Raw genomic sequence first — 17,516 nt, 5'->3', positions numbered from 1 at the left:
ATACAAAAAAGACAGCGCCAGATTTTATGGCACCGTCCTCATATTCTTTATAGAATGAAAGCTTACTTTTTCGGAATTTCGCAACCATCGTCATCGCAAGCTGCTCCATCGAGGTTGTTTAAAACGACGATTTGGTCCTCTGCAGCGATTTTTTTCAATGCCTGGACAAACACTTCGGTTGGTTGGGCACCCGAAAGGGCATATTTATTATTAATAACGAAAAATGGTACACCAGTAACACCTATTTGTTTCGCCATGCGCTCATCAGTCCGAACAACGTCCGCCATTTCATTGCTAGCAAGCATTTCTTCTGCCGCTTCTCGGTTTAATCCTACTTCCACTGCTAGTTCGGTAAGTGTTTGATGATCACCAATGTGTTTCGATTCGATAAAATAAGCACGTAAAAGTCGTTCGGTCATCTCCTTCATTAAGCCCTTTGTTTTGGCAAACATCGTCAAACGATGTGCATCAAAGGTGTTCGTTTGAATAAGAGTGTCCATTTTGTAATCGAGTCCCACTTCTCTGGCCATTTGCACCATGTTTTGCGTATTAGCTCTCGCTTGAGCCTCACTCATCCCATATTTTCTTGCTAAGCTTTGATAAATATTTTCTTTTACATTTTTACTCATATTCGGATCCAATTCGAAGCATCGATAGGTTACTTCGACTGGATGATCAAGCTGCCTGATGGCGTCCTCCAGACGCCTTTTGCCAATATAGCAAAATGGTCAAGCAAAGTCCGTCCAAATTTCAATTTGCATATCCTGTATCCCTCCATTCGATAATTCTATATTAGTATAAGGGTTTAAGAACGATTTTACACAATTAAAGCACGGTTACATGAAAATCAAGAATGGGAAAAATAAATAATAGTCATCCACATAAGATATTAATTGTTGCCATGCCACAACGGCTAAAGCTAGAACCACAGATGAAATGACGAAGTTTTTGATAAAGTGCGCTTGGCTAGAAATCAATTTTAAAGATAGAGCGATACCGAAAAAGAGTAGTACGATGGTTGTTGATAATACATATAACCCAATCGAAAAGGCTGATAGGAAGCTAAAAATATAGAAAAGCAAAGCACCTAGATAAAACCACTTGGCTAATTTCATAGACCTATCTCCCCCAACCATTATTTTATCGGAATATATAAATCAACCCTACATTTCCCATCAGGATCATCAGCTGGATTATTCATATTGTATTCAAGGTTGTCCCTTTCAAAATCCGACATATAACCACTATTTGGCAACCATTTTTCAAACATAAACTGATAGGCAGAGTTTAGCTTTTCAGGATGGTCAAAAAATGGAAACAAAGCATATGGACCACCAGGGAGTTTTTTAAATTGAATTTCCCCTTGGTTCTCTTTGTTAAAATTTTCAGGGATAGTGACACAGGCATCGTGGCGACATTCTTGGTCTCCCACTATATTTGGATTATCTAAAGATATTCCAATAAATGATTGTTGGGGTGGAAATAGTCCATTCTGAATGGCCCAGCTTATTAATTTTCCCCAATGTTCTTGTGGCTCAAAATAACTTCCAGTTCGTCTAATATACGCAACTTCCATTTCAGGTAGTGGTTTTACAGTAATGTCCAATTGATACATCTCCTATAGTAAAAATTAGTGGGTATGTAGTTGAAACGAAAATTACTGATGAATACTGTTTTTCATCAACAATTCTCCTTCAATCTCACTAATAATCGAAAAGGCTCCCTTTGATTTATTGGAACAAACGACAACCTTAATCGATAAATTTGGATAATAAGCTGAATGAAAACTAACTCCAGGATCATAACCCATTACATGATATTTAAAGATACTGCCTGTTGCATTTTTCTTTATCCAAATCCCATATCCATAATAATCATTTTCATTAACTTGGGTATGAGCGGTTAAAAGTATGTTTGTATAGGCTTCAGTTAGTAGTTGAAAGTTCATCAGTGCATCCCACAGTTTAGCCATATCAGGTACGGTTACAAATGCACCACCATCTGAACCACCTTTTACTGGCAGTGAATATATATTTGTTTTCCAAGTGCCATCTGGAAAATCGATATAGCCTATTGCCGTATTCGCTGGAAGTGAATCAAATGAAAAATATCCAGATTCCCCCATTCCTGCACGATCAAAAATATACTCTTGAACATAGTCAGTGAAAGACATTCCGCTCATTTCCTCTACCACTAACCCTAACAAAATAAAACCGGCGTTATTGTAATGAAATCCTTCTCCTACCTTAGTTTTCATTGGCTGATATTGGAATAATGGCAAGAAATCACTTAACTTTCTAATGTGGTACATGGGTTTTTTTACCCATAACTCTTCAAAATCTTCCATTACCTCTTCATCAAAGTAATCCGGTATTCCTGAGGTATGGGTAAGCAGATGATGGATGGTTACGGATTCATCAAAATGTTTGAATTCATCATTTAGGCAGTCACTCAATCTAGTTTCAAATGACAATTTCCCTTGTTCAACAAGCTGGCAAATAGCGATTGCAGTAAAAAGTTTACAGCCAGACGCAATTCCAAAACGAGTTTTCGAGTGATTTTCGATTTGTTCTGAACGATTAGCATATCCAAAGCTTTTTTCTAAGAAAACTTCATGGGCGTTACTGACGAATATGGATCCAGAGAAATCAATCTTTTTTTGCGACACTGTGACAATTTCTTTTAAATTCATAACCAACCCTCCTAGCCTAATTATTGATACAAAATACTATACTTGTAAGCTATACACCTTCTGCTCCCCGATTTCCCCGATTTTCCTTCTACCGGTATCGATAAATCCTACTTTTTCATATAGTTTCTGGGCAGGCACATTTCTTTGATTAACCGCTAAAACTACCTCATTATATTGGGGGAATTCGTTTTGGACAAAGTCTTTTAGTTGAGCTAACCCAGCTTTAGCAAAGCCCTTTCCTTGCTGAGCATGATCGACTGAAAATGCCGTTAACAGCATGGCATGTGGATTTTCGGTATACTCTTGCACTCTAGCACTAGAGTGGAGAACAAAGAAACCAATCGGAATGTGTTCGTTAGTGATGACGATTGGATGCCGTTCATCGTTTTTTTCCAACATTTCTATCGGTAAAGCAGTAAATTGCTCTTGTTCTGGGGGTAAATGAAAAGCCTTCAACCTTTCAATATGCCCGAGTTGAAAAAATAATAGATTAATATCCAACTTTATCCACCTCATCTTTTTCCTATCATCTCATTTTCCGAGTGGATGAACAAGGAATTCTTTCTGACTATGTCAAATATAGTTAATATTCGAAATTTATTGGAGGCGATCGGATGGTTCAACTTTTACGCAGTGAAGTCGATGAATTAGAAACTTGGGATTTAACGGATATTTTTTCATGTGAGGAGGAATGGGAAAAGGAATACGCCCTTCTGAATGCCACTATTGAAGAGGAACTTATACAAACAGATACAATCAAAGATGGTACCCAGTTATTTTTATTACTAGAAAAAATGGACGAGTTATTAGTCCGCTTGGAAAAAACAGCCGCTTATGCACGGTATAAATTATGTGAGGATAGTACGAACCCACATAATCAAATGATTTCAGGTCGTGCCCAGCAGCTAAATAACAAGAAAATGAATGTGTACACGAAATTTGTGAACGCCATTTCTGCCTTGAGTGAAGAGTATCTGTTGATGTATTTTGCTGAAGAACCAAGACTTTATACATTCCAACGATTTATTTCACGCATAAATGAAGCACGAAAAGGCGCATTATCCGCGGAAGTTGAAAATGTGTTATCCGCATTGAATGGAGCCATTCAATCACCTACGACTCTCTATAATACCATTACTTCAGCGGACCTTAAATTCAAACCTGCTAAAAATCGCCATGGAGAAGAGATCCCGATTTCGTTATTTTCCTATTTAACACAAATCGAAACGTCACCGGACACGATTCTTCGCCGCAATGCTTATGAATCGTTAACGAATGGGCTAAAGGAATATCAGCATGGAATTGCACAAACGATGGCTACGGAAATCTATAAAAATGTCACATTGGCTAAATTGCGCGGCTACCCTTCAACGCTGGACATGTTACTCCAATACGTTTCGCCAACAAATTTCTTTATGGATTCGGACGGCGTCAGCAGTGAGTATTTCGAAATGGTGTTGGATACGATTCAAACAAACCTGGCTCCACATATGCAGCGCTATGCAAGGCTGCGGAAAAAGGTATTGGGACTGGATTGTTTGCTATTTTCTGATGTGAAAGCACCGTTAGATCCAGATTTTGATCCACCGATTTCGTTCGAGGAAGCTGGGGACATTCTTATTGAGGCAGTAGGCGTTCTGGGGCCAGAGTATCAGGAATTTATGCGTCAGGCAGTGAAGGAAAGATGGGTCTATCGTGCCAATAACGAAGGTAGAAATATGATTGCTTTCGGTGGCGGTATTCAAGGAGTCCATGGCTATTCTTTTTACCCGTGGTTTGGTAATTTATTCGATATGTTCTTGTTAGGTCATGAACTGGGCCACGCGATTCATTATACATTCGGTCAAGGCAACCAAAGAATCTTGAACAACGCCGGCTCGAAGATATTTGTGGAAACTCCTTCAACACTGGTTGAACATCTTCTTGTTCAATATGTTCGGAAAAATAATAGCGATAATCCACGTTATATGAGATGGCTGAATATGTATTTGATGATGAGTTATCAGCATAATTTTGTTACCCATATTTTGGAGGCAGAACTGTTAAGAAGACTTTATAAAATGGCTGAGGCTAAGGTTCCGTTAACGACCGCGACGATTTCACAAACGAAGCTCGATATTCTAACCGGATTCTGGGGCGATACAGTTGAAATGGATGAAGGTGCAAAATTGACTTGGATGAGACAGCCTCATTATTATATGGGACTGTACCCTTATACGTATTCAGTCGGACTTTCTGCATCTACGGTATTGGCGAAGCGAATGGAAAAAGAAGGACTGTCAGCTGGTATGGAATTTGTAGAAGTTTTGAAACAAGGTGGAAATAAGAAAGGCTTAGATCTATTTAACATGCTAGGACTTGAAATGAAGGATCCCTCCATCTATAAGGAAGCGGTTGATTTTGTTGGAAAGATCGTGGATGAATTGGAGAAGAGCTTTTAATTTGTTGTTCATGCTGTATAGTTAATCCTCCTCTTATTGGTAAAGGAGGATTTTTTACAATGTGGCTATGTCTTTTAGACCTAATCGATTATTTTCAAAAATAATTTGTAAACGGTGAATATGTGGTTTGACATCGTCCCGGTATAGGATTTTTAATCCACCTACTGTGGCGGTGTAATCGCCTGTCTTAAACTCATCCAGAGTTAATTTGAACTTGGACAAGCCTCATTTACTATTTTCGTTGTAGCCAATGCGAACACAGAATTTGTTTCGTTTTTCCATTAACGTTTGAAGAAACTGGCTTGCTTCGTTTGAAATATGCACTTAGATCACCTCATTTTTTAGATTCATGAAATGGGTTGAGTTGGGATATTGGTTGTCTCGGGAAAACCCAAGGGCGGTATAGAATTGATCGGCTTCGTTTGTATCAGTATGAAGCACTAATAGGTCGAAATGGTTACTAGCCTGTAGGATGATTTCCTTTAATAAAAGACTGCCGACGCCATTTCTCCGGTACTTTCTACCGACATAAAATCGGCGGAGTCTACCTATTTTTGTGGAATTTGAAAATGGGTCAATATTGAGCCCACAGATCGCGATTATTTTGTTCGTTTTGGTAAAAATACCAAATAAAGTTTCACTTGGTTGATGGAATGTATTCGTTCCATTTTGATATTCGTTTACCAATCTTTCTACAAATCGAAAGCCTTCTTCTTTGCTCTCCTCTAATAATCTAGTTAAATCATGATTGAACAGGTTATTGATTTTCTTAATTAGGAACTCTCCCATATATCCTCCTGTTTGATGGAATGACTAAGGTTTTTTAAGGTATATAATCTTCCTTTAAGAAGAAATAGGTCATCCGGGTTGCGTTCGATAAATTCATCGATAATCTGAATTCCCTTCAAAAATTCATCAACCAAATAATGCGTGTATTTTTCGTCCCATTCAAATTGATTAATCCGCCACAGCTCGTCAGCAAGAATTTTGAACCTAAATTCGTCTATGAAAAGTTTAATTTGAAATAATTTATCCGGGTGGAAACGATTGGCGCTCTTTTCTTCCTTTTGCTTTTGGACATACTTTATGAAGCTATGGATATTTTCGGATAACATGATTCCTTTTTGCATTTTGAGATTCATTATACCATCTCCTTTAAGATGTGGCACTCCTTGTGAAGATTGTATGTTTTCGGACTAGGTTATAATACAGGATATATGGTGGTGGTTGGTTCCGAAACTTCTGTCGATTGGGTGAGTTTGGGAATCAAGATGAGGGTTTGGTTCCCAAACTTCTGACGATTGAGTGGGTTTGGGAATCAAGACGAAGGGTTGATTCCCAAACTAAATTCACTTGAGCGAGTTTGGGAATAACCTATGTTAAGTCATTCCCAAACTCCCATCGATCGCCCCAGTTTAGGAATCACTTAACGGAAGTCATTCCCAAACTCCCATCGATCGCCCCAGTTTAGGAATTACTTAACCGAAGTCATTCCCAACCTCCCATTAATCGCCCCAGTTTAGGAATCACTTAACCGGAGTCATTCCCAAACTCTCATTGATCGACCCAGTTTAGGAATCACTTAACCGTAGTCATTCCCAAACTACCATCGATCGCCCCCGTTTGGAAATCACTTAACCGAAGTCCTTCCTACCCACTCTCCCTCTCCTAAATTTAGGAATCTATTCAAAACAACAATAAAGGAACAACGGCAGATTCTGTCGAATTAATAGCTATCATTAGAAATGGAGATGAGGATTACCAGATGAAGAAGATTGGTATTATCGGTGCGATGCAAATTGAACTAGACTTAATAATTAACAAAATGGATCATCACCAAGAGATTCCCCATGCAGGATTCCCTTTCCACACGGGCACATTAAATGGAAAAGATGTGGTATTAACTCGTTGTGGAGTTGGAAAGGTAAATGCGGCGGCTTGCACACAAATTTTAATAGACAAATATGAAGTGGATTGCGTCATAAATACAGGGATTGCCGGAGGTTTAAGCCCAGAGATTGGCATTTGTGATTTGGTCATTTCGACGGATGTTACCCACCATGATGTAAGGAAAGACCAAATGAAAAATTTATTCCCCTTCCAAGAGACCTTTAGTGCAAACAAGGACCTGTTGGAGCTGGCAAAAAATGCTTGTAAAATCACTAACTTAGTAAGTAACTACCATGTTGGAAGAATTATCAGTGGAGAGTGCTTTGTGGCAGATAAAACATTAAAGGAAACGCTAATTAGTGAGTACTCCCCCGCTTGTGTTGAAATGGAAGGCTCGGCGATTGGCCATGTTTCTTTTATCAACAATGTTCCGTTTCTTATACTTAGGAGTATTTCGGATAATGCAGATGATGAAGCTGGCGCGACTTATTTGAATTTCGAAAAATTGGCGGCCAATCAATCAGCATCAATCTTATTGGAAATGGTTCGTCATATGTAGAAAAAGGATTCGGAGCAATCAAACTCCGAATCCCGCCTATCCTTACATATAATTCGCCATAATCTCCTCGATATCAAATGGTGTTAAGCCTCGATCTACTGCAAACACAGTCTCAGCCAAAGAAACATCTTCAACCAATACCCCTCTTGCTCTTGCATGCAACATAAACAGGTCAAAGAGATTCGGTTTTTTCAGGGACATCATTGCTTGGCCTATTGCCACCATTCCCCTTTGATTGGCTTCAATCGTGTTGTAAAAGTCCGGTTGTTGTCGCAACGCCAAATCCGTCCACAGCACCGTCTTTTCAACCAAGTCGAGAATGACAGGGATGCAAATCCGTGTATCAGTGGCAAGATCAATTTTATCCTGAACGGTTGAGGGTTCGAAAATTTCTCCTGAATTTGGGTGCTGACGGATCATCCAGCCTGCAAAGCATTCCGGCAATGCCGCAAAGGATTGCTCGGAGTAAGAAAATAAGGACATCACCACATACCTGCTACCGAAGGCTAACATGGATTCAATATCCAAATCAATAAACTCACAAGCACCATTCGGAGCACTAACAATATCGCCACTATGATAGGCTTGATATTTATGTGAACGCAGATTCGTAAAAGAAATATGCTCGAGGTAATGCCAATCTTCATTGTAAATGGCTGCGGATAGATCAATATCCACCCGGCCCGTTTCCTCACCATTCACGAGCCCCTCCTTCCACCAAGTGAAAAAGCGAATCGTATTTCCTTCTGGTATCGGGAGTTTGCTGCCACGAACAATCGTCCGGAGTGCCTTACTTGCCGAACGTTGTGAAAAAGGGATCATATAATTCCGAAGTCGGTCGTCGATAAAAACATGACCAAGTGGCGAAAGTTCCGCAAATTTACTAAATAATGCGTTTTCACAGATCTCGACTACCTGGCGACAAGTAGATTCATCGATTACCGGTAACTGATTTTCAATTGCAACCATTTTACTAACATTCCCTTTTGGAAAAATGGTTCTCATCTGCGATTGCTTGTTACGATGTTGAAAATGGGTCATCACTTGCAATAGTACTGGTGTGGCAACCTCAGAAGCGACTTCTGCAAATGAACCTAAAACAGTACCCACATCGTTGGCCGTCCGTAACACAAAATCGAGCCTTCTCGCAAATTCACCTGGGCGAGATTTTAATAGTTTCACAGCAGAAGAAATCTCCCGAGCTGCTAAACTCATCTCAAGCTTGCTAGTAAAAGTCCCATATTTTTCGTTATTGCGTAGGATATCGAACGCTTCTTTGCTTCGTGGATAACGATGTTTGTATTCTCCCGGATGAAGAATTTCACCTAAACGAATCCACTTGTCTTTATGGCGCAGCATATCTTCTACCCGGTTTGGGCATTTTTCTAAAAGAGCTAGGAGTAATCTTCTCTCTGTGCGTTTAAATTTTTTATACTTTGTATTTGCTGCTAGGCTAACATCCCCATTTGAAAAAGCAGTCGCTAATCGCAATACATCAGTAGCCGTTTTAAAATAGACAGAAATTTGATTGGTTTCGATTTTTTCATATTTTAATAGAGTGCTGATAAAAAAGGCGAGATTTTCTTTATGATGTAGCTGTAAAGGAAAAATCAGTGTTAAATCGTCAATATAGGCGATAACCCACTCGATATCCGCTTTGTCGGAAGCAGAAATGGAAGTTTTCGCTTCCAAAAGCGATCGAGTCATCGTGTAAAACTCGGAAAGGTTTCCTAACTCTATTACCTTTAAGTCCACTCTGTCTAAAAGTGGTGGCCGTTTTTCGGCTTCGGTGTCAGGAAGCCAATGGGTGAGATAATGAATAATTGCATTTATGTAAAGCTCCACGTCATCCGCCCTCATTACTTCAGTTGGAAAGTTTGGATACACCGGTTGGTAAGGGACATTGGCCCCAAGCATTTGTTTAAGATCGGCAAGCAACTGCTGGTAAAAGGAAAGATATTCGTTTGTAGAAAGCGTTTTAAGCTGCTCCATAAGTGGGATTGAATAGGTAAAACCGTAGCCTTCTAGATTTTTTAAAGTGGTCGCAAGATAGGTATCGGGTAGGTTAACGTTTTCACCTGGTTCAACCATCACCTTTAATTTTCTTCTTAGAAATATCGAATTTATCATCAAGAATAGCTCCCACCTTAGTATGAATTTAGAAAAGCTAGCTTCGTTATGATTCCAATAAAAAAAATCAGGAAATCGATGCCCCTAGTATCCCTTTGATTGTTTTAGAAGGAAGGTGTATCATAGCCTGATTTTCATGAATTATGAAGTTTAGTTTTTCAGGAAAGCGCTATCCCTAATCATTAGCTTAAGTTTTTAAAGAGAAGGAAGGAATAACATAGCCTGAAAAAAGCTATTAGAAATTAAATTATAGTACATGAATTTGTATTTGTAAAATAAAAACACTTTTGAGAGAATAATTTATTTCCTCCCGAAATTTAGATAGGAAAATAGTTATCTAACATTGTAAAATCATCCTGATCGATTTCGAATTGCAGCGAATCCACATTATTTTTGATATGCTCCATTTTTTTCGCTTTGGGGATGGCTACTACTTCTTTATGACGAAGAATCCAGTTTAGTGCCACTTGATAAGCCGTTTTCCCGTATTTGTTTCCTATCAATTCAAGTACATCCCTCTCAACCGTTCCTTGCTGCGGAAACCCTTTTTGCCCGAAAAATTGTGGTGCATAGCCAAACGGTGAGTAGGCCATTACAGTGATTCCGTGTTCCTGACAATAGGTAAAAGGTCATTTTCAATTCGCCGATCATTTAAGTGGTATCCGACCTGGTTACAGACAATGAGGTTTTTGCCTAGTCCCTTTTGCGCTTCTTTTACCAGGGATAATGGGAAATTACTTACTCCAATATACTTTACCAATCCTTTGGAAACTAGTTCGGACATGGCGCTCATTGTTTCAGACAACTCGTGTTGCTTGCTTGGCCAATGTTGTAAATATAAATCAATGTAAGTGGTTTGGAGTCTTTCTAAACTTGCTTCAGCTGCTTGTAGAACTCCTTTGTAGGAACAATTTTTGACAGAAACCTTCGTTGTTAAAAAATTGTTCTTGCGACAATCACGAATCGCTTGGCCGACAACTCGTTCTGCACCTCCGTGACCATATTCTTCAGCTGTATCGATGAGGGTCATTCCTTGTTCTATTCCGTACAGCAATGCTTCAATTTCGGATTTTTCTTCAGACTTAGCTTCGCCATACCTCCAGGTTCCTTGACCGATGACAGGGATTTTGACATTGGTTTTGGCCAGACGGATATATTTCACAGAAATCATCCCTTCTAAAAGTTTATTACTCCAATCCAGTCAGAAATCGCTTTGATTGATGCCATTTTTTCTTTGAAACTGACCATAGCTTGTATATAATCATCCACATTTTACCTCATTCCTAAATGTTTCCCAGACTAACTGATAATAAAAGATATTTAAAATTACTACAATTAATTTGTTTGCTTTTTTCCATTGTGACGATTGCAACTATTAAGAATGCGGTTAAAATGGTTATATAGATAATTAAGTTATGGGATCGAAAGGAAAGATAAAATTGATTAATAATAAGGACATAGTGGATCGCTTGGAATTATTGATGGGGAAGGAACTGACGAGCGAAAATCTCCATGAAACGATCTTTTGCGAGGGCAAACATCAAAAAATTCTTCGACGTTTTAATTTAGGAAAGTACTCGTATATTCAATATAAAATTATCCCACCCTCATTTGCTGACATTGTCATATCGGGGAATCCGAATACGTTTCGAATCGGGATTAAGGAAAAGGATGGGAAGCATGTGGTCAACTCCGCCCCAAGAATTTCCTATACATACCTTTAGACCAAAAAATTAGCCGCTACATCCTACTGGGAATGTATCGGCTTTTTGTCCAATTATTATTTGTTTACCTGATTTTTTTGAGCCTTTAATGCCTTTTGCTCTAGACCATTATCACTTCCAAATTCAACATCAGCCTTTGGCATTGCCTTCTTCCTATTTTTAGGTTGGTTATTTTTGTTCTTAGCCATGTTTTTCACCACCTTAATGACACGCTTTGTAGGTTTTACCTGGTAATTGTGTAAATAGGTTTGCAACCTACAACCTTAGTTTGCTTATTATTTCCAAGATTATGCAAAAATCAAACAATTAAATAGCAAAAAATATTTTTATAGATAGGATGAAAACGATGTTTCCAAAATTAGAAACTGAAAGATTGGTGCTTCGGGAAATTGTCAGCACTGATGCACAGACGATTTTTGATTGCTTTTCAAATGAAGATGTCACCCGGTATTACGGAATGGAACCGATGACGGAGCTCGAACAGGCTAATCAATTAATTCAGTTGTTTTCTAAGAACCATACGGAAAAACGAGGAATTCGTTGGGGGATTGAATTAAAGGTGAGCGGCGAATTAATCGGGACGATTGGATTCAATAATTGGGCACCTAAACATAAGAGAGCAGAAATCGGTTACGACCTACACCCGCTTTTTTGGAGAAAAGGTTACGCCAGTGAAGCTATTTCGCTCATAAGCACCTATGGTTTTCGTAAATTAGGGTTAACTCGTATAGGGGCTGTCGTCTATTTAGAAAATGAATCTTCAAATCAAGTATTATTAAAACTCGGCTTTCAACATGAGGGGATATTGCGGAGCTATATGTATCAAAACGGCATTGCCTATGATACGAATGTATATTCGTTGTTAAAGCCATAAAGAAAAACTGGTGAAAAAGTCGATTCCAGTAAAGGAAGGATTCGACATTTTTAACCAGTTTTCTTTACTTATTTATTCTCTTTTCCATCACTTCAGCCATTCTTTTCGAATTTGGATTTCCTTCATTCTGTAATTGATCAATGATATTCTTATAATCCGTCTCATGCCGATTCTGACTTAATTTATTTGCAGCTTGGATTTCTTCCACTTTCATTTTAAAACCAACAATTCCTTTTAATTCAGTTTCTAAAAGTTGTGGGGAAAGTTTATCCCATAAAACTGGATGATCTCGGTGTTTTTCATATTTTTCAAGCATCATTGTCAATTCTTCGATTAATTCATCTTTGTCTAGTATACTTGCTTTACCATATATATGGACAGCTTGATAATTCCACGTCGGTACATTTTCATGTTCGTACCAGGAAGAAGAAATGTAAGCGTGCGGTCCCTGAAACATCACAAGCACATTTTCACAGGTTTCCAAGGTTCTCCACTGAGGATTTCCATAAGCCATATGCCCAGTAAGATAATAAGTATCTCCTTTTTTATTTATCCCCAAAGGCAAATGAGTGGCAATTGGTTTCCCTTGTTTTGTTGTGACAATCGTACCAAACGAGTTGTTTTGAACAAATTCCCATATTTCATCCGCATTCGTGACCTTATAATATTTTGGAATATACATAAATACACCTTCTCCCAATAAAAATTATATAAGCTTTTTGGTCATGATAAAGTCTATTTGTTCTTCATCCCCCATAAAAAACGAGTGGGCACCTGTTTGAACAAAGCCCATTTTCTTGGAGTTTGTTTAAATCATCATGAGTACATTTTTTAATATTTTTTGTCATATATATGTTGCTCCTTTTCTAAAATGTCCTTCATCCTCTTCTTAATATTCTACAAGCTTTTGATTGCGTTTAGTCTTGAGTTTCCTTCCTTATCCACCGGGATTGGTTGGGATGATTCCACCGCAGAATAAATATAATCTTGATAAATATCTATATCCGTAAACCAATCACTGGAGGTTTGGATGACTAATAAATCAAGCTCGGGGACCATAATAATATACTGTCCTCTGTCCCCCATTGCTGAAATTTCTTTATAACCGTCTTGAGTGGTAGTGATCCAGAAATAGTAACCATAGTGTTCACCACCTGGGGTGTCCGTTGGAATTAATGGACTCATAGAGGTTTCTACCCAATCTTCTGGAATAATTTGTTCTCCGTCCCACTTCCCCTTATTCATATAGAGATAACCGAACCGCGCCATGTCTCTTGGGGTCATTTCCATACGGTAGCCACCTTTACTAACTCCCTGAGCTTCTGGCCAATAAGCAGTTGTGATTCCGATGCGATCGAATATTTTTGCTTTTGCATATTCTGATGTTTTCATCCCTGTCTTCTGTTGAATAATGGCAGACAATATATGGGGTAATCCACTATTGTAATGGAATTTATCTACTAGATTTGGATCCGTTGGCTGATCTAAGGAGTACTGAACTGTGTCATCAGTTGATTCAAACTCACGCCAAAATTGGTGCTTTCTTTCTTGATCCAGTTCCGGCCAATCTAATCCCCCATTCATCGTTAAGAAATCTTTAATGGTCCAATTCTTCTTATTTTCATCGACATTCGCAATCTTTCTATTAGGAAAGTAATCTAGTATCCGATCATCGACACTCTCTATGTAACCTTCTTGAATAGCTACACCTGTTACGGCAGACATAAAGCTTTTCGTAACGGAGTTAATCGGATGCGTTTCATCGACACCAAATAGATCTTCATCATACTTTTCCGCAACAATATATCCATTGCGTATAATGATGAGCCCATCAAGTGGACTAGCATCAACTATTTTTTCAAAAAGATCAGCAAGCTTACTGGAACTCATCCCTTGCTGCTCCGGCAGGCTTGTTTTCCATTCGGTTGTGGGCCAATAAGCGGGCAATTTTTCGGGTATTTTCCCGTGTTCAACTACTTCTTCCGGTTCCTTTAGCTCCACTTTTTCCATAGTAGTATTGGTGCAACCGTTTAATAAACCTAGTATAAGGCCAATATATAAGACTTTTAATTTCATAATCGTTCCCCCTTTTTAAAAATAAGATAAACCAAAAATACCATTTCTTACCTTGTTGGGTCAATCATTTTTTCGGGAACGTTCCCGAAAATGACACATAATCATTTAAATAACATAAGAAATATGAAAATGTATTGGGAACGTTACCGAAATATTAACCCTAGAAGTCTATTAATCATGTAATATTTTTAGTAAAATAAACAAAAGGAACTGAATCTATTAGGTAATGAGGGAGAACAATGAGTATATCCATTAAGGACATCGCCAAAAAAAGTGGACTTTCAGTAAGTACCGTATCTCGGGCATTAAATAATCAGTACGGTGTCAGTAAAAAAGCAGTTAAATTGGTACACGAGGTTGCTAAGGAGTTAGGCTATGTCCAAAATTTACAGGCAAAAGAGCTTGTAAGTAAAAAGAGCAATTTAGTTGGCATTATCATTCCGGAGACTGACTTCGAGGCAAGGCCTGCTTTTTTTGAGATTCTCCCTTCTATTAGTCAAACACTTGCCCTTTTCCAAAAAGAATTAATTATTACTCCTGTGACAGCGATCCCTCATAAATATCAAGAGCAAACGCTGGAATCCATTATTAGAAAGAGAAGGCTTGACGGATGTATTATTTTACCAGGATTCATTAGTGCCCACCCCCTTTATACGGAAGCAAAAAAAGTAAACTTCCCTATTGTATCGGTTGGGGAAAAGATCCTCTCCCGAACTTGTTCATATGTTAATGTGGATGATCAAAAGGGAGTTAGCTTGGCTGTTCGACATTTAATTGCGAATGGGCATAAAAAAATTGGTTTCATAAATGGTCCAAGCCATGCCAATATTTGTCATGATCGTTTAGCTGGATATAAGATAGCAATGACGGAGGCAGGATTAACCTATGAGGAATCGTGGATTATGGAGAGCGATTTTACTGGTGAAGGTGGTGCAAAAAGCATTGAACGTTTACTAGACTCCTCCCCTGATTTGACTGCTTGTTGTTTTGCAAATGATTTAATGGCGATCGGTGCCATTTCAAAGCTTGCAACACGAGGTGTCAGTATTCCTGAGGACCTTTCAATTGTTGGGTATGATGGCCTTTTTTTAACAAAATACACGTCACCTCCACTCAGCACCGTCGAAATACATGCTTCAAAATTCGGAATTAAGATTGCGGAGTTACTAATTGAATTAATCAATGGCGGTGTTGGAAAAGCAGAAAGACTTGTTCCTTTTCTAACAGTACGAGAGAGTGTAAAAAAGATAGAAAAAAGCGAACAGTGTTAGGACTGTTCGCTAATACTATTTTCCTTCATTCATTACTAATTGAAATACATACTTACGATTGTAATGACCGAATACATCAAATGTAGAGAGCCCATTCCAGGTTTCCCTAAACGACTTAAGATCGTTTGCGTTTATTTGTTTCCGAAATAATGAACATGACGACGAAAATGGCTGATAATAGATAGGCAAATACATCACCATATGTGGTGTAAAACGTTTGTGTTTCTACTAAAAAGGTATCCCCGATAATCGACTGTCTCTTATTGACTTCACTTTTAGCCGTCATCTCTCCGTATGGCGTGATGACTTGGGCTACGCCAGAGGTTGAGCCGGATCCGATCGCTAAATGATTTTCAACAGCACGGAATACTGCATCGCTTGCAGCAAAATGCGGAAATTGTTCATTTCCATAAAAATCGTCGTCAGCTGGAATTAAAGCTAGTCTGGCTCCATTTTTAGCATAGTTTCGTAGAATCGATTGATCATGGCGATCCCAGCATACCGCTAAGGCTACTTTCCCATGTTCAGTCTGATAAACCTTATAGTCTCGGGGACCTGGTGAAAAACCATAGGATTCCTCGCCCCAAAGGGTAAAAATTTTCGGCGTTCTGCCGATTTCCTCTCCTTTCGGGCTCGTTAGGATGGCCGTATCATACATATGGTCATCGGTTTGCCATACGGTGTCAACAACGAAATGGGCATTTAACTCTTTGGATAGATCCATTAAACTTTTATAAAGATTTTCATCATTCGTATTCATAAACTCATTTTCGCCCCAGACAATAAAATCAGGAGCTTTTTCTGTTGTGGCCATTTCTCTAGATAATTGACGATTAATCTCAAAAATCTTTTCTTTCATTTCTGGTGTGTCGGCTAGATACCCATCCCCAGCTGTCGTTTCGCTGCCAAGTGATAACACTTCTTCATCTTGATTAATGAGGTCAACCATCGCAGCAATCGTGACCGGATTACTAGCCAACTCCGCTTGACTATTTTTAATCAAACTATAGCCATACAGATAGTTTCCAATTGGTAAAAGCAGCAAGACAAGTGAGAAAGCAATTTTCGCTTTCGTGGCACTTTGGTAAAAAACCAATTCCGTCAAAATCACATTTGTGAGCAAAATCAAAAAGGTTAACCCGGCAAACCCAGTGACGGACAAGATTTGTAGATTTTCTGGAACGGTCCATTGTGACTTGGCAAGCAGCTCAATCCACCAAGTTTTCGTAAATGGAATAATCGTTTTTAGCCATTCAAAAACACTAAACGTGATCGGCAAGGCAAGAATTCCATAAAATGACTTGATACGACTTTGCATGTCGATCCCCATTTTCAAAAATGCCCCATAAAACAGACCACCTGCAATCATGATGACATATCCCCAATGGGAAAAAATCGACGGATACCACCAATGGGTGCCAACAGACCAGATGATACAAGTAAGATTAATGAGTATGGATTGATGTTTTAGTGATTTCCCCCTTATGGCCACCAACAATGGAACTAACCCGAACCAAGCAAAGATTCCAAAATCATGACTTGGCATACTTAGAAACATGAATGTTCCAGACAAGATAGCCAAAAATACAGAAATAATCCAATTTGTTTTTGTTCTTTTCATATTTCCCCTCAATAATTTATAATTTTTGTACTGGTAATATTATACTTTATGTATCTATCTTTTTGGTGAAAAAATGATAATGGAGCTGATTAAAATGAGTTTAGTTGAAATTTGGGACGTGGCAATGCCGCTAGTTCTAGCAGCGTTTGCTATATTGTTAGTAGGTTTACTAATGCGAAAGGTACAGAAAAAAGGTAAGCCCGGATCTTTTAACAGATTTTTAGGTGTTTTGGGAAAA

The 17,516-nt window shown here is 38.6% G+C and carries 17 protein-coding genes and 2 pseudogenes; 5 read left to right on the top strand and 14 right to left on the bottom strand.

Features of this window, described 5'->3' with window-relative positions; genetic code table 11:
• Positions 1-62 precede the first annotated feature (62 nt).
• From ACX9YW_RS00545 to ACX9YW_RS00525, 5 genes are all read right to left on the bottom strand, one after another.
• Positions 63-716 carry a DsbA family oxidoreductase gene (locus ACX9YW_RS00545; protein WP_460341224.1) on the bottom strand — a complete coding sequence of 218 codons (654 nt, stop codon included), beginning with the start codon at positions 714-716 and terminating at the stop codon, positions 63-65.
• A 120-nt stretch (positions 717-836) separates the two neighbouring features.
• Entirely contained in the window at positions 837-1,115 is a 279-nt protein-coding gene (locus tag ACX9YW_RS00540; RefSeq protein ID WP_460340188.1) for a hypothetical protein, read from the bottom strand.
• Positions 1,116-1,135: 20 nt separating this feature from the next.
• Complete coding sequence (locus ACX9YW_RS00535) at positions 1,136-1,606, bottom strand: AraC family transcriptional regulator (protein ID WP_460340185.1); 471 nt, start codon at positions 1,604-1,606, stop codon at positions 1,136-1,138.
• Between the two features lie 51 nt (positions 1,607-1,657).
• Entirely contained in the window at positions 1,658-2,692 is a 1,035-nt protein-coding gene (locus ACX9YW_RS00530; RefSeq protein ID WP_460340182.1) for a serine hydrolase domain-containing protein, read from the bottom strand.
• Positions 2,693-2,728: 36 nt separating this feature from the next.
• On the bottom strand, positions 2,729-3,193 hold the full coding sequence (locus ACX9YW_RS00525; protein WP_460340179.1) for a GNAT family N-acetyltransferase: 465 nt from the start codon (positions 3,191-3,193) through the stop codon (positions 2,729-2,731).
• 113 nt (positions 3,194-3,306) lie between these two features.
• On the opposite strand from ACX9YW_RS00525, the gene ACX9YW_RS00520 reads away from it, so the two are divergent.
• Entirely contained in the window at positions 3,307-5,133 is a 1,827-nt protein-coding gene (locus ACX9YW_RS00520; protein ID WP_460340176.1) for a M3 family metallopeptidase, read from the top strand.
• A gap of 324 nt (positions 5,134-5,457) precedes the next feature.
• Here ACX9YW_RS00520 and ACX9YW_RS00515 read toward each other — a convergent pair whose 3' ends face one another.
• On the bottom strand, positions 5,458-5,922 hold the full coding sequence (locus tag ACX9YW_RS00515; RefSeq protein ID WP_460340173.1) for a GNAT family N-acetyltransferase: 465 nt from the start codon (positions 5,920-5,922) through the stop codon (positions 5,458-5,460).
• Positions 5,907-6,275, bottom strand: coding sequence for a hypothetical protein (locus ACX9YW_RS00510; RefSeq protein WP_460340170.1), 369 nt, complete (start codon positions 6,273-6,275; stop codon positions 5,907-5,909). Before ACX9YW_RS00510 ends, ACX9YW_RS00515 begins: the two co-directional genes overlap by 16 nt.
• A 623-nt stretch (positions 6,276-6,898) precedes the next feature.
• Here ACX9YW_RS00510 and ACX9YW_RS00505 point away from each other — a divergent pair.
• Positions 6,899-7,582, top strand: coding sequence for a 5'-methylthioadenosine/adenosylhomocysteine nucleosidase (locus ACX9YW_RS00505; RefSeq protein ID WP_460340167.1), 684 nt, complete (start codon positions 6,899-6,901; stop codon positions 7,580-7,582).
• A gap of 42 nt (positions 7,583-7,624) precedes the next feature.
• Here the strand turns inward: ACX9YW_RS00505 and ACX9YW_RS00500 are convergent, their stop codons facing one another.
• Both ACX9YW_RS00500 and ACX9YW_RS00495 read right to left on the bottom strand, forming a co-directional pair.
• Positions 7,625-9,712 (bottom strand): TerD family protein, encoded by a 2,088-nt coding sequence (locus ACX9YW_RS00500; RefSeq protein WP_460340164.1) that lies wholly within the window; start codon positions 9,710-9,712, stop codon positions 7,625-7,627.
• Positions 9,713-10,029: 317 nt separating this feature from the next.
• Positions 10,030-10,883 (bottom strand): annotated as a pseudogene (locus ACX9YW_RS00495) (aldo/keto reductase).
• Between the two features lie 268 nt (positions 10,884-11,151).
• Here ACX9YW_RS00495 and ACX9YW_RS00490 point away from each other — a divergent pair.
• Positions 11,152-11,436 carry a hypothetical protein gene (locus tag ACX9YW_RS00490; protein WP_460340161.1) on the top strand — a complete coding sequence of 95 codons (285 nt, stop codon included), beginning with the start codon at positions 11,152-11,154 and terminating at the stop codon, positions 11,434-11,436.
• Between the two features lie 56 nt (positions 11,437-11,492).
• On the opposite strand, the gene ACX9YW_RS00485 is transcribed toward ACX9YW_RS00490, so the two are convergent.
• On the bottom strand, positions 11,493-11,624 hold the full coding sequence (locus ACX9YW_RS00485; RefSeq protein ID WP_460340158.1) for a hypothetical protein: 132 nt from the start codon (positions 11,622-11,624) through the stop codon (positions 11,493-11,495).
• A gap of 158 nt (positions 11,625-11,782) precedes the next feature.
• Here ACX9YW_RS00485 and ACX9YW_RS00480 point away from each other — a divergent pair, with 158 nt between their 5' ends.
• On the top strand, positions 11,783-12,310 hold the full coding sequence (locus ACX9YW_RS00480; protein WP_460340155.1) for a GNAT family N-acetyltransferase: 528 nt from the start codon (positions 11,783-11,785) through the stop codon (positions 12,308-12,310).
• A gap of 64 nt (positions 12,311-12,374) precedes the next feature.
• Here ACX9YW_RS00480 and ACX9YW_RS00475 read toward each other — a convergent pair whose 3' ends face one another.
• The 3 genes and pseudogenes from ACX9YW_RS00475 to ACX9YW_RS00465 all read right to left on the bottom strand — a co-directional run bounded on the left by ACX9YW_RS00475 (position 12,375) and on the right by ACX9YW_RS00465 (position 14,386).
• Entirely contained in the window at positions 12,375-12,992 is a 618-nt protein-coding gene (locus ACX9YW_RS00475) for an FMN-binding negative transcriptional regulator (RefSeq protein WP_460340152.1), read from the bottom strand.
• 24 nt (positions 12,993-13,016) lie between these two features.
• Positions 13,017-13,109: pseudogene (locus ACX9YW_RS00470) on the bottom strand (GNAT family N-acetyltransferase); the annotation flags it as partial.
• 98 nt (positions 13,110-13,207) lie between these two features.
• The gene (locus tag ACX9YW_RS00465; RefSeq protein ID WP_460340149.1) at positions 13,208-14,386 is read right to left on the bottom strand and encodes a serine hydrolase domain-containing protein; all 1,179 of its coding nucleotides are present in this window, start codon (positions 14,384-14,386) and stop codon (positions 13,208-13,210) included.
• 239 nt (positions 14,387-14,625) lie between these two features.
• Between ACX9YW_RS00465 and ACX9YW_RS00460 the strand changes: the two genes are divergently transcribed.
• On the top strand, positions 14,626-15,657 hold the full coding sequence (locus tag ACX9YW_RS00460; RefSeq protein WP_460340147.1) for a LacI family DNA-binding transcriptional regulator: 1,032 nt from the start codon (positions 14,626-14,628) through the stop codon (positions 15,655-15,657).
• A gap of 115 nt (positions 15,658-15,772) precedes the next feature.
• Here the strand turns inward: ACX9YW_RS00460 and ACX9YW_RS00455 are convergent, their stop codons facing one another.
• Positions 15,773-17,278: a nitrilase-related carbon-nitrogen hydrolase gene (locus tag ACX9YW_RS00455; protein ID WP_460340143.1), complete on the bottom strand. Its 1,506-nt coding sequence runs from the start codon at positions 17,276-17,278 to the stop codon at positions 15,773-15,775.
• Positions 17,279-17,516: the final 238 nt, after the last annotated feature.

Source organism: Pseudoneobacillus rhizolycopersici, assembly GCF_054786815.1.
This window is presented reverse-complemented; position numbering and strand designations above follow the sequence as displayed.

Coding starts and splice junctions, on each gene's coding strand:
- ACX9YW_RS00540 (WP_460340188.1), bottom strand. CDS start 1,115: ATGAAATTAGCCAAGTGGTTTTATCTAGGTGCTTTGCTTTTCTATATT.
- ACX9YW_RS00530 (WP_460340182.1), bottom strand. CDS start 2,692: ATGAATTTAAAAGAAATTGTCACAGTGTCGCAAAAAAAGATTGATTTC.
- ACX9YW_RS00520 (WP_460340176.1), top strand. CDS start 3,307: ATGGTTCAACTTTTACGCAGTGAAGTCGATGAATTAGAAACTTGGGAT.
- ACX9YW_RS00515 (WP_460340173.1), bottom strand. CDS start 5,922: ATGGGAGAGTTCCTAATTAAGAAAATCAATAACCTGTTCAATCATGAT.
- ACX9YW_RS00510 (WP_460340170.1), bottom strand. CDS start 6,275: ATGAATCTCAAAATGCAAAAAGGAATCATGTTATCCGAAAATATCCAT.
- ACX9YW_RS00505 (WP_460340167.1), top strand. CDS start 6,899: ATGAAGAAGATTGGTATTATCGGTGCGATGCAAATTGAACTAGACTTA.
- ACX9YW_RS00500 (WP_460340164.1), bottom strand. CDS start 9,712: ATGATAAATTCGATATTTCTAAGAAGAAAATTAAAGGTGATGGTTGAA.
- ACX9YW_RS00485 (WP_460340158.1), bottom strand. CDS start 11,624: ATGGCTAAGAACAAAAATAACCAACCTAAAAATAGGAAGAAGGCAATG.
- ACX9YW_RS00480 (WP_460340155.1), top strand. CDS start 11,783: ATGTTTCCAAAATTAGAAACTGAAAGATTGGTGCTTCGGGAAATTGTC.
- ACX9YW_RS00475 (WP_460340152.1), bottom strand. CDS start 12,992: ATGTATATTCCAAAATATTATAAGGTCACGAATGCGGATGAAATATGG.
- ACX9YW_RS00465 (WP_460340149.1), bottom strand. CDS start 14,386: ATGAAATTAAAAGTCTTATATATTGGCCTTATACTAGGTTTATTAAAC.
- ACX9YW_RS00460 (WP_460340147.1), top strand. CDS start 14,626: ATGAGTATATCCATTAAGGACATCGCCAAAAAAAGTGGACTTTCAGTA.
- ACX9YW_RS00455 (WP_460340143.1), bottom strand. CDS start 17,278: ATGAAAAGAACAAAAACAAATTGGATTATTTCTGTATTTTTGGCTATC.